This window comes from Streptomyces racemochromogenes, assembly GCF_044129415.1.
In the GTDB taxonomy this organism is placed as follows: domain Bacteria; phylum Actinomycetota; class Actinomycetes; order Streptomycetales; family Streptomycetaceae; genus Streptomyces; species Streptomyces racemochromogenes_A.
Window position 1 is genome coordinate 36981 of sequence record NZ_JBBDHD010000035.1, and the last position, 14050, is coordinate 51030.

Here is a 14050-nt window from a genome sequence, read left to right on the forward strand (position 1 = left end):
CGGAACGTAAACATCCGCGGAGCGGAGTCCCACATTCGGGACACAAGCGTGTTCGCCCGTAGCGGAGGGAACCGTGCTGACCGGCATGGAGTGTCAGTCCTTACGGGTAAGACATTCCTAGTGGATCGGGGCGACACGCTGATTTGAGCGGCTTCCGTTCGCCATCGGCGTACACGTGTGACGGGTATCTGCCTGGCCTGCGGGAACATCGTCTCGCACCATCGGGTTGGAGCAGTAGTCGGCTCTTACAGCCGGTTTTCCTCACCGACGTGGGGGTGAGCCGTGGACGGATGTCGGCAGTTGGAATGAGCTGTCCCGTCCCGCGGGACTAGCATGCGGAAGGACAGGGCGGGGACCGACCCCGAACTGCCCGACCGCTCTGAGGAGCGATAAACGATGTTCGAGAGGTTCACCGACCGCGCGCGGCGGGTTGTCGTCCTGGCTCAGGAAGAAGCCCGGATGCTCAACCACAACTACATCGGCACCGAGCACATCCTCCTGGGCTTGATCCACGAGGGTGAGGGTGTCGCCGCTAAGGCCCTGGAGAGCCTCGGGATTTCGCTCGAGGCTGTTCGCCAGCAGGTTGAGGAGATCATCGGTCAGGGCCAGCAGGCCCCGTCCGGCCACATCCCCTTCACGCCGCGGGCGAAGAAGGTCCTGGAGCTTTCGCTCCGAGAGGCCCTCCAGCTCGGCCACAACTACATCGGCACCGAGCACATCCTGCTCGGCCTGATCCGCGAGGGCGAGGGCGTCGCCGCCCAGGTCCTCGTGAAGCTGGGCGCCGATCTGAACAGGGTCCGGCAGCAGGTCATCCAGCTGCTCTCCGGCTACACCGGGGGCGGCAAGGAGTCGGCCACCGCAGGCGGTCCGGCCGAGGGCACCCCCTCGACCTCGCTGGTCCTCGACCAGTTCGGCCGCAACCTCACCCAGGCTGCCCGCGAATCCAAGCTCGACCCGGTCATCGGGCGCGAGAAGGAGATCGAGCGGGTCATGCAGGTGCTGTCCCGCCGGACCAAGAACAACCCGGTCCTCATCGGCGAGCCCGGCGTCGGCAAGACCGCCGTCGTCGAGGGGCTGGCCCAGGCCATCGTCAAGGGCGAGGTGCCCGAGACCCTCAAGGACAAGCACCTGTACACCCTGGACCTGGGTGCGCTGGTCGCCGGTTCCCGTTACCGCGGTGACTTCGAGGAGCGCCTGAAGAAGGTCCTCAAGGAGATCCGCACCCGCGGCGACATCATCCTGTTCATCGACGAGCTCCACACGCTGGTCGGTGCGGGTGCCGCGGAGGGCGCGATCGACGCCGCTTCGATCCTGAAGCCCATGCTGGCCCGTGGTGAGCTCCAGACCATCGGCGCCACGACGCTCGACGAGTACCGCAAGCACCTGGAGAAGGACGCCGCGCTGGAGCGCCGCTTCCAGCCGATCCAGGTGGCCGAGCCCTCGCTGCCGCACACCATCGAGATCCTCAAGGGCCTCCGTGACCGGTACGAGGCCCACCACCGCGTCTCCATCACGGACGAGGCCCTGGTGCAGGCCGCCACCCTGGCCGACCGGTACATCTCGGACCGCTTCCTCCCGGACAAGGCGATCGACCTGATCGACGAGGCCGGCTCCCGGATGCGCATCCGCCGGATGACCGCGCCGCCGGACCTCCGCGAGTTCGACGAGAAGATCGCGGCCGTGCGCCGGGACAAGGAGTCGGCGATCGACTCCCAGGACTTCGAGAAGGCCGCTTCGCTCCGTGATTCGGAGAAGCAGCTGCTCGCCGCGAAGTCCAAGCGCGAGAAGGAATGGAAGGCCGGCGACATGGACGTCGTCGCCGAGGTCGACGGCGAGCTCATCGCCGAGGTCCTCGCGACCGCGACCGGCATTCCCGTCTTCAAGCTGACCGAGGAGGAGTCCTCGCGACTGCTCCGCATGGAGGACGAGCTCCACAAGCGCGTCATCGGGCAGAAGGACGCCATCAAGGCGCTTTCGCAGGCGATCCGCCGTACGCGGGCCGGCCTGAAGGACCCGAAGCGCCCCGGTGGCTCGTTCATCTTCGCCGGCCCGTCCGGTGTCGGTAAGACCGAGCTGTCGAAGACCCTCGCCGAATTCCTCTTCGGTGACGAGGACGCGCTGATCTCCCTCGACATGTCGGAGTTCAGCGAGAAGCACACGGTTTCGCGTCTCTTCGGTTCGCCCCCCGGCTACGTGGGCTACGAAGAGGGCGGCCAGCTGACCGAGAAGGTCCGCCGGAAGCCGTTCTCCGTCGTCCTCTTCGACGAGGTCGAGAAGGCGCACCCGGATATCTTCAATTCGCTGCTCCAGATCCTGGAGGACGGTCGCCTGACCGACTCCCAGGGGCGAGTGGTCGACTTCAAGAACACGGTCATCATCATGACGACCAACCTGGGTACGCGGGACATCTCCAAGGGCTTCAACCTGGGCTTCGCGGCGCAGGGTGACGTCAAGACCGGTTACGACCGGATGAAGGCGAAGGTCAACGAAGAGCTCAAGCAGCACTTCCGGCCCGAGTTCCTCAACCGCGTCGACGACACGGTCGTCTTCCACCAGCTCAGCCAGGAAGACATCATCCAGATCGTCGACCTGATGATCGCCAAGGTGGACGAGCGCCTCAAGGACCGCGACATGGGCATCGAGCTCAGCGGTGACGCGAAGCTGCTCCTCGCCAAGCGTGGCTACGACCCGATCATGGGTGCCCGCCCGCTGCGCCGGACCATCCAGCGCGAGATCGAGGACCTGCTGTCGGAGAAGATCCTCTTCGGCGAGCTGCGCCCCGGTCACATCGTGGTGGTGGGCGTCGAGGGTGAGGGCGACGAAGCCAAGTTCACCTTCCGCGGCGAGGAGAAGTCGGCCCTGCCGGACCTTCCCCCGATCGAGGCCACGGGCTCCGGTCCGGACCTGTCGAAGGGCGCGTGACGCGGAACGCGTAGCTGTGGAGGGGCGGCCCCTGGGACCTGCGGGTTCCGGGGGCCGCCCCTTTGCGCGGGCCGTCGCCTTCCCCGCGAGGGGCCGTGGGCGGGGCGGAGGTCCCGGGGGCGGTGACAAGCCGCACAGAACAAAACGGACCTACTAGGCGGCGCCGTAGGACTACGTGTCCGTTTTGTCCCCACATTGGGGCTGGACGGGTGCCGTCAATGGGGCCGGGCGACTCGGGGCCGCTACGAGCCCGGGTAGTAAAACGGGCGTTTGGGGAAGAGCAGGGGCGCGGGTTACCAAGGTGGGGCAAGCCCGGCAGTGGCGGCGGAAGGCCGCGGTGCCGGGATCTTTCTTGCCCGTACCCCGTCCCCGGCCCCGGAGGTCCCCGCATGTCCGCGAAGCGCGTCACCAGCCGTCGTACCCGTACCGCCCTCGCCGCCACCGCCCTCGGTGCGACGCTGGCCCTCGGGGCCGGGACGACCGCCGCCTTCGCCGACGAGGCCCCCGGAGCCCTGCCCGCCGCCGCCGAGACGGCCGCCCTCCAGGCGCAGGCGAAGGCCCAGGCCGCCCAGGCCGCCGCGAAGGCCCCCCTGTGGGACAAGCCCGTCGCGAGCTACACGCTCTCCGCGACCTTCGGCAAGGGCGGCACCATGTGGGCCCACAAGCACTCCGGCCAGGACTTCGCCGTCCCCGTCGGCACCCCCGTGCACGCGGCCTCCGCCGGCACCGTCGTCAAGGCCGGCCCCAACGGCGGCGGTGACGGCCCGGCCTACGGCAACGCCATCGTCGTCAAGCACGCGAACAACACGTACTCCCAGTACGCCCACCTGTCGAAGATCCTCGTCAAGGTCGGCCAGAAGGTCGCCGTGGACGAGAAGATCGCGCTCTCCGGCAACACGGGGAACTCCAGCGGTCCGCACCTGCACTTCGAGATCCGGACCACCCCGAACTACGGCTCCGCGATCAACCCGGTGGTCTTCCTGCGCAGCGTCGGCGTCACCGTCTGACCTCCGCGGCTCACACGAGCCAGGAGTGGGTCGGCCTGGTCTTGCCGAGCTTGTTGTTCTTCAGACCCGTGATCTGCTCCTGGCCCAGCACCTGGTCGAAGATCCGGATGTGGTCCAGCGGGCCCATCCACGAGGCGCTCCAGATCCCGTGGTGGCGGGCGCGCCCCAGCTGGAGCGGTCCCGGGCCGGCCCAGATCCCGGAGACCTGCGCCTGGCCGGCCTGCTTGTCGTCCACCCAGAGGGCGATCGTCTTCTTCTCCGCGTCGTAGGTGCCGGTGAGCAGCGTCCACTGACGGGTGGTGTCGACGTTGTCCACGACCACCTGCTGGGCCGTCGCCGCCTGGCCCTTGTCCCCGGTCTGCACCCGGAACACCCAGGCCTTCTTCCCGTTGACGACCTCGAAGCCCAGCTCGAAGGAGTACGAGACCCCGTCGCCCTGGCTGACGGCCATGCGCGGGCCGGTCTCGGAGACGTTGTAGGCGCGGGTGGAGACGGTGAAGCTCTTCGTCACGTCCACGGCCGCCTCGGCGCCCTGCGCGTAGGAGTCCGCCGCGCCCTTGAACCGGATCTCGGTCCGGTTCGCCAGCTCGCCGAGCGAGGCGCCCGGGCTCAGGGCGATGCCCATCTTGCCGTTGCGGTCGCGCAGGAGGTTCGGCTCGCCGGGGACGGTGGGGGAGTCGTCCTCGGACTTCTTGTCCGGGGACTGGGAGGAACCCGAGGGGCTGGGGGAGCCCGAGGCGGCCGTGGTCGGCTTGTCGTCCGGGCTGCCGTCGTCGTCGCCGCCCATCAGGAAGAACGTGGCGCCGGCCGCCACCAGGACCACCGCCAGCGCCCCGCCCCCGATGGCCAGGAACCGGCGCTTGCGCCGCTGGGCCTCGGAGGCGTCGGCCATCGCCTGCCAGTCCGGTGTGGGGGTGGCGCTGAACGTGTCGGGTATCGGCGGCGGGAACGTTTCGTCCGCCACGGGCGGCGGTCCGAAGCCCTGCCCCTGCTGCCCGGCGGCCGGCTCCGGCTGGTAGGGGTTGGACTGCCCAGGCTGGGGATAGCCGTACCCGCCGGAGGCGGGGCCGGGCTGGGGGCTGTTCGGGCGATCCGTACCGTCAGTCATGGCACGGATGCTAGAACATCACCGCGGAGCCGTGAGCCCCCCGGCCCCGGCGCCGGGCGGAACGGGTCAGCCCGGCAGCTGGATGACGGGGAAGCTGCCCGTCGTCGTCGGGGCGTGTTCCGGGAGCCAGAGGACCGCCACCGCTCCCGCCGCCGCGCCCTCGTTCTCCGCGCCGCCCGGCGCCGCGACGTTGCGGAAGGTGAGGCGGGCGCCCAGGACGCGGGCCTGGCCCTCCGCGATGGTCAGGCCGAGACCGTGCCCGACGCCCGCCCGGTCCGTGGAGCCGGTGCGGAACCGGCTCGGGCCCTCCCTCAGCAGGGCTTCGGGGAAGCCCGGCCCGTGGTCCCGCACGCGGACGACCCGGCCCTCGATGTCCACCTGGATCGGCGGCTGCCCGTACCGGGCGGCGTTGGCCAGGAGGTTGCCGAGGATCCGCTCCAGCCGGCGCGGGTCGGTGCTGACGATCTCGTCCGCGACGACCCGCACGGAGGCCTCCGGCATCAGCGCCGTCACCCTGCGGGTCACGAACTCGCCCAGCGCCACCTCCTGGAGTTCGGCCCGCTCGGACGCGCCGTCCAGCCGGGCCACCTCCAGGACGTCCTCGACCAGGGCCCGCATCGCCTGCGCACGGTCGCGCACCAGCTCCGTGGGCCGGCCCGGCGGCAGCAGTTCCGCGGCGGTGAGCAGGCCCGTCACCGGGGTCCGCAGCTCGTGCGCGATGTCCGCGGTGACCCGCCGCTCGGCCTCCAGGCGCTGCTGGAGGGCGTCGGCCATGGCGTCGACCGCCCGCGCGAGGTCGTCCGTCTCGTCGCGTACGACGCCGCCCACGGCGTCCCGTACGCGGACCTCGGGGTCCCCGTGCGCGACCCGCTGGGCGGCGGCCGCGGCCTTGCGCAGCCGGCTGGAGATCTGCCCGCCGATGAGCACGCCGAGTGCCGAGCCGCCGATGACGACGGCGAGGGAGCCGATGACCAGGGCCCGGTCCAGGTCGCGCACCATGTTGGCGCTCTCGCGGAACTGGTGGTGCATGGACAGCACCTGCCCGTTGCCGAGCGGTACGGCCGCCCACACCTCCGGGGCCCGCTTGGGGGTCTCCTGGATGTAGGTGCCGCGCCGGCCCGAGCGGGCCTTCTCGCGCAGTTCGGCGGGGAGCTCGGGGTCGTTGACCTTGGCGCCCCAGATCGGCTTGCGGCCGGCGTCGGGGGTGCGGGCGATGTACTGGACCCGTTCCAGTTCCGAGTCGCGGGCGCTCTCCAGCATCGACACGCGGGCGGCGCTGTGCACCACCAGGCTCAGGGCGAGCGCGGTGAGGGCGCCGACGGCGGCGATGGCGAGCGTGATCTTCCAGCGGATCCCCGTGCGCAGGGTGAAACGCCTCATGCTGTGGTTCTCATGGCTTGAGCTTGTATCCGAAGCCGCGGACCGTCTCGATCCGGTCCTGACCGATCTTGGTGCGCAGCCGCTGCACGTGGACGTCGACGACGCGGGTGTCGCCGCCCCAGTCGTAGTCCCACACCCGCTCCAGGAGCCGGTCGCGGGACAGGACGGTGCCGGGCGCGGAGGAGAACTCCAGCAGCAGCCGCATCTCGGTGGGGGTCAGGGCGACGGGGGCACCGGCCCGGCGGACCTCCATGCCCTCGGTGTCGACCTCCAGGTCGCCGAAGGACAGCACGCCGCGTTCGTCGGAGCCGTCCCCGTCGGCCGCGCCGTTGCCGCCGTTGTGGGCGCCGCCGGCGTGGCCGAAGCGGCGCAGGACCGCGCGGATGCGGGCGACGAGGACGGAGCCGTCGAAGGGCTTGGTGACGTAGTCGTCCGCCCCCGCCTCCAGGCCCAGGACCACGTCGATGGAGTCGGCGCGGGCCGAGAGCATGATGACGGGGACCGTGGACTCGTCGCGGATGCGCCGGCACAGGCTCACGCCGTCCATGCCGGGGACCATCACGTCCAGCAGGGCGATGTCCGGCCGGTTCGCCCGGAAGGACTCCAGGCCGGACAGGCCGTCGGGCATGGCGGTGACCATGAACCCGTCGCGTTCCAGCGCCAGGGTCGTGGCCTCGCGGATGACGTCGTCGTCCTCCACGAACAGCACGTGGGTCTCGGCCATGCCCAGCCTCACTCCGGTCTTTTCCGTCTGCTTGTTCGGTCAGTTCTTCGGGGGCGTGACGGCCGGAGCCGGCTGGGCCCCGCCGTCGCCGACGTTGCTGTACTCCGAGTGGACCCGGTCCTGCTCGGCGAACTTCTCCCCGTTCCAGCGGTAGGTGATCACGTCTTCGCCGGAGGGGTAGGAGAGCGCGTCGCTCTTGCCGTAGACCGGCTTGCTGACGACCAGGTCGCCCCGGTCGATCTCGGCGTAGACGGGCGGCTGCTCGTCGGCGAAGACATTCTCGTACGTGCCGCCCTCCGCCCGGTACACGTACGAGCCGCGGCCGAGGGCGTCGGCGCAGGACAGGACGTTGACGACGATGTCGACGACGGCGCTGCCGGTGATCTTCCCGTAGCTGACGTCGACCGGGTACTCCTTGCCCGTGCAGGGCTTGAGGTCCCGCTTGATCTCGGCGCTGACCTTGGGGTCCGCCTTCAGCAGGGCCACCGGGTCGACCTTCTTGAGGGGGGTGCCCGTACCCGCGGCGGGGGAGTGGCCCATGGCCGCCGGCCCGCTGGGCGCGGCGGTGGGCTGGTTCGGCTGGGTGTTGCGGGCCACCGACTCCGTACGGGCGGGGCCGCCGTCGCGCAGGCCCGTGCCGCCGGTGGAGCAGCCGGCGGCGAACAGCACTGTGCCGACGAGGACGACCGTCCCCGCCGACGTCAGTACCAGCGAGCTTCTACCGCCCAGGCTTTGGCCGTTCAGGCCGCGCACCGCTCCCGCCCCTCGTCACGCGTGGTGTGGTCACCGCGTTCGAGCGCACGCATGTCCAGGTCCCGGCTCTCCAGCTCCTGGCGGAGCCGGGCCAGTGCGCGGTGCAGTGTGCTCTTCACGGTTCCCGCCGACATTCCGAGCGCCGCGGCCGTCTCCTCGGTGCTCATCTGCTCCCAGTGTCGCAGCACCACGACACTGCGCTGCTTGGGCGCGAGCACCTTGAGGATGTCCATGAGCAGGGCGCGGTCGGCGCGCTGGTCGGAGCCGTCCTCGACGGAGGCGTCCGGGAGCTGCTCGGTCGGGACCTCGTCGAGCTTGCGGGCCCGCCACCACTCCGTCCGCGTATTGATCATGACGCGGCGCAGGTAGGCGTCGGCCAGTGACTTGTCGGCGATGCCCTCCCAGCGGCCGTAGGTGCGCACGAGGGCGGTCTGGAGGAGGTCCTGCGCGTCGGTGGGGTCCGGGACCAGGCGCCGGGCGCTGCGCAGCAGGGCGTCCTGCCGCGTGCGTACGTACTCCTCGAATTCGAGTACATCTCCGTGCGCCATCAAGACCGCCTCCGCTGCCGTCCCCGTCACCCGCTGCCTTACGGATCCGAAGGTACGGAGGGGTTGTCACGGCACTGTGCGGGTCAGCCTGCGGTGGGCGCACGGACACCCGTAGGTTGTGTAACAGCCCCGGTGGGCCGGGTTTTCCCGGCCCGGAGCGGAATGCTTCGGGCCGCCGGGGCACCTCCTGGGCGGGGTGCGGATTCCGCGGGCCGGCCGCTACGGATTGCGGGGCCGGCCCTGCGGCAGCCCGTACATCCCCCGTGCGAGCGGCTCCACCAGCCCGTCGGACACCAGCCCGTCCAGCGCCCTGGCCCGCTGCACCGGCTCGTCCCACACCGCGTCGAGCCGCGCCTGGGACACCGGCCCCGACGCCTCGCGCAGCACGGCCAGCAGCCGGCCGCGCACCTGCCGGTCCGTTCCGGCGTACGTCTGCCCGCGCCGCGGCGGCCCGTCGTGCGCGGGCTTCCCGGCCAGCCGCCACGCGCACAGCCCCGCCACCGGGCAGCGGACGCAGTCCGGGCTCTTGGCGGTGCAGACCAGAGCCCCCAGCTCCATGGAGGCCGCCGCCCAGCGGGCCGCCGTGGCCTCGTCCTCGGGCAGCAGGTCCCTGGCCAGGCGCCGCTCGGCGGCGGTGGTCGCGTTCGGGGGGTACTCCACGCCGGTCGAGGTGCGGGCGAGGACCCGGCGGACGTTGGTGTCCAGCACCGCGTGCCGCTGCCCGTAGGCGAAGGAGGCCACCGCGGCGGCCGTGTACTCGCCGATCCCGGGCAGCGCGAGCAGCTGCGCGTGGTCGCGCGGTACGTCGCCGCCGTGGCGTTCGGTTATCGCCGCGGCCGCACCGTGCAGGCGCAGGGCCCGCCGGGGGTAGCCGAGCCGCCCCCAGGCCCGTACGGCCTCGCCCGGTGCCTCGGCGGCCAGGTCGGCGGGACGGGGCCAGCGCGCGAGCCACTGCTCGTACACCGGCAGCACCCGGCTGACCGGGGTCTGCTGGAGCATGAACTCGCTGACCATCACCCCCCACGGGCCGGCCTCGGGGCGTCGCCAGGGCAGGTCGCGGGCGTGCTCGTCGAACCAGGCGATGACGGACTCGTGCAGCGCTGCCGCGGACGCGGACGGGGCCGCGGACGCGGAAGGCGCGGCGGATGCGGTGGATTCGGCGGATGCAGTCATGTCAGGGGCATCCTGGCACGTTCTACGGGTGGCGTGCGGGGCCCGGACCGGTGAACCAGACGGCCGCGCGGATCCCGCTCCCCTGTACGGCGGCGATCACCCGGGTCATCGGCCCGGTCAGCAGCGCCACGGCCAGCGTGCCCAGCGAGGCGCCGAGCAGCAGGCCCATGCCCACGTCGTGCGGGTAGTGCACCCCCACGAACACCCGTGAGAAGGCCATGAGCACGGCCATCGGCAGCGTCAGCAGCGCCAGGCGCGGCACCGCCAGCGCCAGCGCGACGGCGGCCGCCCCCGCGATGGCGGAGTGGTTGCTGGGGAAGGACCAGTCCCCGTACGGGGGGCACGGCACCAGGGAGGCGGCCGCCCCGGCCACCGCCCGGCAGGGCCGCTCCTCGTCGATGGTCGACTTCACCAGCTCGGAGGCGACGTACACGAGCGCGGTGACCAGCGGCGCGAGCACGGCCCGTGCCACGGCCGACGGGTCGCCCTGACCGCGCGCACGCCACCAGACGGTTATGTAGAGCAGTCCGAAGATCAGGAGCCCGTATTCGGTCCAGACCTCGAAGGCGGACTGCACCCAGGGGGGCGTGCCGTGGGCGAAGTCGGTGATGTCGCGGTAGAGGGCGGAGGTGTCCATGGTGACCGACCGTACTCAACGCCTGGTCACGGTCATGTCAGGCCCTGGCCTGAACTGATCGTTCCGATGCCCTCCCGCAAGATGATCATCGGCAAAACCCGCCGTATGCGCGGCATGTGGGGCACTGATCGCGGCGCGAGTTCTCGTAAGGTTCGGTACGTGGGATCTCTGCGCAATCCGGTCGGGCCGCTTCCCTCCTCCATTTACTGGCGGCGGAGGGCTGTTCTGGCGTCCGTGGCAGCGCTCGCCGCGCTGCTCGCCGTATGGTTCGTCAGTTCCGGCGGGAGCGGGACGAGTACGAACGGAAAGGGCGGCGGCAACGGCTCCGGCCCGGTCCGCACGATCACCCCGGGGCCCTCCGGCTCCGGCCCGGCGATCAGTCAGGCGCCGGGCGGACGCGCGGAGTCGGGCAGCGGCACGGGCTCCGCCCCCGGGTCGGACTCCGGCACCGCCAAGAACCCCGACCAGGGCGGCGGCACGGGCACCGGCTCCGCGTCCGGCGGCGCGGGCGCCCCGGCTGCCCTCCCGGCCGACTCCCCCCTGCCCACCTGTGCGGCGAGCGCGCTGCAGTGGGAGGTCAAGAGCGTGAAGAACGAGTACGAGACGAACGAGAAGCCGCGCCTCGAACTGCTCGTCCGCAACATCTCCGGCAGCACCTGCAAGTTCGGACTCGGCCCGAAGCAGGCCGTGGTGACCATCTATCAGACCACCGGCGCCAAGCAGGTCTGGTCCTCGGCCGACTGCCCCACCGGCCCGGGCAGCGCCTACTTCCGCCTGCCGGCCCAGGGCGAGGCGAAGCAGTCGCTGGAATGGGACCGCAGGCCGAGCGCGGCGGACCAGTGCCAGTCGCCTCCGGCGGGCACCCCGGCCCCCGACACCTACGTGGTCGAAGTCCGCAGCCCGGGCCTCCCGGTGGCCCGCACGTCCTTCGTCCTGAAGCAGGACTGAGGGATCGGGCCCGCGCGGTTCAGGGGCTCGCCCCGGTCCTCCGGGGGAGGGCGGGCCGGGGGCGGCTGCGCGCAACTCCCCCGGACGTGACGCGCCGGCTAGACGTAGCGCTCCAGGATCGAGGACTCCGCGAGCCGCGAGAGCCCCTCGCGCACGCTCCGCGCACGGGCCTCGCCCACACCGTCGACGGTCTGGAGGTCGTCCACGCTGGCGGCGAGCAGCTTCTGCAGCCCCCCGAAATGCTCCACCAGCCGTTCGATGATGGCCCCCGGCAGCCGCGGCACCTTCGCCAGCAGCCGGTAGCCGCGGGGCGACACCGCCGAGTCCAGGGTCTCCGGCGAGCCCGTGTACCCCAGCGCCTTCGCGACGATCGCCAGCTCCAGCAGTTCCGGATGCGTCAGCGCGTCGAGCGCGGGCAGCGCCTCCTCCACCGTGCGGGAACGCTTCGCCGTGGGTTCCGGAACGTAGTCCCGGATCACCAGCTCCCGCTCCTGCTCGATGCCGACCGTCAGCTCGTCCAGCTGGAGCGACAGCAGTCGCCCGTCCGTGCCCAGTTCGACCACGTACTCGGCGATCTCGGTGGCGATCCGGCGGACCATTTCCAGCCGCTGGGCGACCGCCGTGACGTCGCGCACGGTGACCAGGTCCTCGATCTCCAGCGCCGACAGCGTCCCCGCGACCTCGTCCAGCCGCAGCTTGTAGCGCTCCAGCGTCGCGAGGGCCTGGTTCGCGCGGGACAGGATGGCCCCGGACTCCTCCAGGACGCGCCGCTCCCCGTCCACGTACAGGGCGATCAGCCGCATCGACTGCGACACCGACACCACCGGGAACCCGCACTGCTTCGACACCCGGTCCGCCGTGCGGTGCCGCGTGCCGGTCTCCTCGGTCGGGATCGACGCGTCCGGCACCAGCTGGACGCCGGCCCGCAGAATCTTTGTCAGGTCCTTGTCCAGGATGAGCGCGCCGTCGAGCTTGCACAGCTCCCGCAGCCGGGTCGCGGTGAACTCCACGTCCAGGACGAAGCCGCCGGTGCACATGGCCTCGACCGTCTTGTCCATGCCCAGGACGATCAGCCCGCCCGTGTTGCCGCGGACGATCCGCTCCAGACCGTCACGCAGCGGCTGACCGGGGGCGACCGCGCTCAGGGAGGCGCGCATCAGCGCCTCGTGCTTGGAGCTCGCGCCCGACTTGCCGGATGCTGCTGCCCCGTCCTTGGCTGCCACTGCACTCCTCCGGTCGCGGGTTGCGCCGCCTGTAGGGCCGGGCGGACCAGCACAAAGTCTACCGGCGCCGCCTGCGCCCCCGCCGGGCCTTGGCCCGCACCGCCCCGGCGGCAGCCCGTACGGCCCCGTCGGCCCGCGCCCCGGCCCGTCCTCGGCCCATCCGGCGGAGCCTCTTATTCCGCCGCGGTGGCCCGGCTCATTCCGCCGAGCCGGCTCCGGCCCGCTCCCTGGCCGGCGTACGGGAGCGCCCGCGCGGCAGGACCCGTAGCGCGTCGCCCACGTCCGCGACCTCGGTCACCTTCATGCCCGGCGGGACCTTCCCCGGGTCCACCGGCACCAGCGCGTGCGTGAACCCGAGCCGGTGCGCCTCCGCGAGGCGCCGCTGCACCCCGGTCACCCGCCGCACCTCGCCGGCCAGCCCGACCTCACCGATGGCGACCAGGTTCTTCGGCAGCGGCACGTCGCTCGCGGCCGAGGCCAGCGCCAGCGCGATGGCCAGGTCGGCGGCCGGCTCCGTCAGCTTCACCCCGCCCACCGTCGCACTGTAGATGTCCCGCTTCCCGAGCGCGGTGATCCGCCCGCGCTGCTCCAGCACTGCCAGCATCATCGAGACGCGCGAGGTCTCCAGGCCGGAGGTGGTGCGGCGCGGGGAGGGGATCTGCGAGTCCACCGTCAGCGCCTGCACCTCCGCGACCAGCGGGCGCTTGCCCTCCAGCGTCACGGTCAGGCACGTCCCCGGCACCGCCTCCGCGCGCCGGGTCAGGAACAGGCCGCTGGGGTCGGTGAGCCCGGTGATGCCCTCGTCGTGCAGTTCGAAGCAGCCCACCTCGTCCGTCGCCCCGTACCGGTTCTTCACGCCGCGCACCAGGCGCAGCCGGGCGTGCCGGTCGCCCTCGAAGCTCAGCACCACGTCCACCAGGTGCTCCAGCAGGCGGGGGCCGGCGATGGCGCCGTCCTTCGTGACGTGGCCGACGAGGAGGGTGGCCATGCCCCGCTCCTTCGAGGCGCGGATCAGCGCCCCCGCGACCTCCCGGACCTGGGCCATGCCGCCCGGTGCGCCGTCGATCTCGGGGGAGGCGATGGTCTGGACGGAGTCCAGCACCAGCAGCGAGGGCCGCACGGCGTCGAGGTGCCCGAGGACGGCGGAGAGGTCGGTCTCGGCGGCGAGGTAGAGGTGGTCGTTCAGGGCGTTGATCCGGTCGGCCCGCAGCCGCACCTGGCTCGCCGACTCCTCGCCCGTGACGTAGAGGGTGCGGTGGTCGCCGGTGGCCGCCTTCGCCGCGACGTCGAGCAGCAGCGTGGACTTGCCGACGCCCGGCTCGCCCGCGAGGAGCACCACCGCGCCGGGGACGAGACCGCCGCCGAGGACGCGGTCCAGCTCGTCCACACCGGTGCTGCGGGCGGTCGCCGTCTTGCCGTCGACCTGCGCGATGGGCAGCGCGGCGGCGGTGACGCGGCCGGCCGCGGTGGTGCGCACGGCGGGCGCGCCCATCTCCTCCACCGTCCCCCACGCCTGGCATTCCGGGCAGCGGCCGAGCCACTTGACGGTCGTCCAGCCGCACTCGGAGCAGCGGAAGGACGGACGGTCCTTGGCGGATGAGCGAGAGGTACGGGCAGCCATGGCGCC

General features: G+C 71.8%; 12 protein-coding genes. 3 read left to right on the forward strand and 9 right to left on the reverse strand.

All coding sequences use genetic code 11. The features are described from left to right. Nucleotides 1-396: 396 nt before the first annotated feature. Nucleotides 397-2922 (forward strand): ATP-dependent Clp protease ATP-binding subunit, encoded by a 2526-nt coding sequence (locus tag WDV06_RS16140; RefSeq protein WP_045949250.1) that lies wholly within the window; start codon nucleotides 397-399, stop codon nucleotides 2920-2922. Between the two features lie 389 nt (nucleotides 2923-3311). Next, complete coding sequence (locus WDV06_RS16145) at nucleotides 3312-3929, forward strand: M23 family metallopeptidase (RefSeq protein ID WP_395510441.1); 618 nt, start codon at nucleotides 3312-3314, stop codon at nucleotides 3927-3929. Between the two features lie 10 nt (nucleotides 3930-3939). Here the strand turns inward: WDV06_RS16145 and WDV06_RS16150 are convergent, their stop codons facing one another. The 7 genes from WDV06_RS16150 to WDV06_RS16180 form a co-directional block, all read right to left on the reverse strand. Continuing rightward, nucleotides 3940-5037, reverse strand: coding sequence for a LamG-like jellyroll fold domain-containing protein (locus WDV06_RS16150; protein ID WP_395510442.1), 1098 nt, complete (start codon nucleotides 5035-5037; stop codon nucleotides 3940-3942). Between the two features lie 66 nt (nucleotides 5038-5103). Beyond that, nucleotides 5104-6417, reverse strand: a complete 1314-nt coding sequence (cseC, locus tag WDV06_RS16155) for a two-component system sensor histidine kinase CseC (protein WP_395510443.1) — start codon at nucleotides 6415-6417, stop codon at nucleotides 5104-5106. A gap of 10 nt (nucleotides 6418-6427) precedes the next feature. After that, on the reverse strand, nucleotides 6428-7141 hold the full coding sequence (gene cseB, locus WDV06_RS16160; protein ID WP_395510444.1) for a two-component system response regulator CseB: 714 nt from the start codon (nucleotides 7139-7141) through the stop codon (nucleotides 6428-6430). A gap of 39 nt (nucleotides 7142-7180) precedes the next feature. Then, nucleotides 7181-7894 (reverse strand): hypothetical protein, encoded by a 714-nt coding sequence (locus WDV06_RS16165; protein WP_395510445.1) that lies wholly within the window; start codon nucleotides 7892-7894, stop codon nucleotides 7181-7183. Further along, on the reverse strand, nucleotides 7882-8442 hold the full coding sequence (locus WDV06_RS16170; RefSeq protein WP_389614532.1) for a SigE family RNA polymerase sigma factor: 561 nt from the start codon (nucleotides 8440-8442) through the stop codon (nucleotides 7882-7884). The genes WDV06_RS16165 and WDV06_RS16170 overlap by 13 nt, the downstream gene beginning before the upstream one ends. 219 nt (nucleotides 8443-8661) lie before the next feature. Next, entirely contained in the window at nucleotides 8662-9615 is a 954-nt protein-coding gene (locus tag WDV06_RS16175; RefSeq protein WP_395510446.1) for an HhH-GPD family protein, read from the reverse strand. A 22-nt stretch (nucleotides 9616-9637) separates the two neighbouring features. Continuing rightward, nucleotides 9638-10252, reverse strand: a complete 615-nt coding sequence (locus WDV06_RS16180) for a phosphatase PAP2 family protein (RefSeq protein ID WP_395510447.1) — start codon at nucleotides 10250-10252, stop codon at nucleotides 9638-9640. 234 nt (nucleotides 10253-10486) lie between these two features. On the opposite strand from WDV06_RS16180, the gene WDV06_RS16185 reads away from it, so the two are divergent. Then, entirely contained in the window at nucleotides 10487-11200 is a 714-nt protein-coding gene (locus tag WDV06_RS16185) for a hypothetical protein (protein ID WP_395510448.1), read from the forward strand. A 98-nt stretch (nucleotides 11201-11298) separates the two neighbouring features. Here the strand turns inward: WDV06_RS16185 and disA are convergent, their stop codons facing one another. Continuing rightward, nucleotides 11299-12423 (reverse strand): DNA integrity scanning diadenylate cyclase DisA, encoded by a 1125-nt coding sequence (disA, locus tag WDV06_RS16190; protein WP_395510449.1) that lies wholly within the window; start codon nucleotides 12421-12423, stop codon nucleotides 11299-11301. Between the two features lie 196 nt (nucleotides 12424-12619). Next, nucleotides 12620-14044, reverse strand: a complete 1425-nt coding sequence (gene radA, locus WDV06_RS16195; protein WP_395510450.1) for a DNA repair protein RadA — start codon at nucleotides 14042-14044, stop codon at nucleotides 12620-12622. Nucleotides 14045-14050 lie beyond the last annotated feature (6 nt).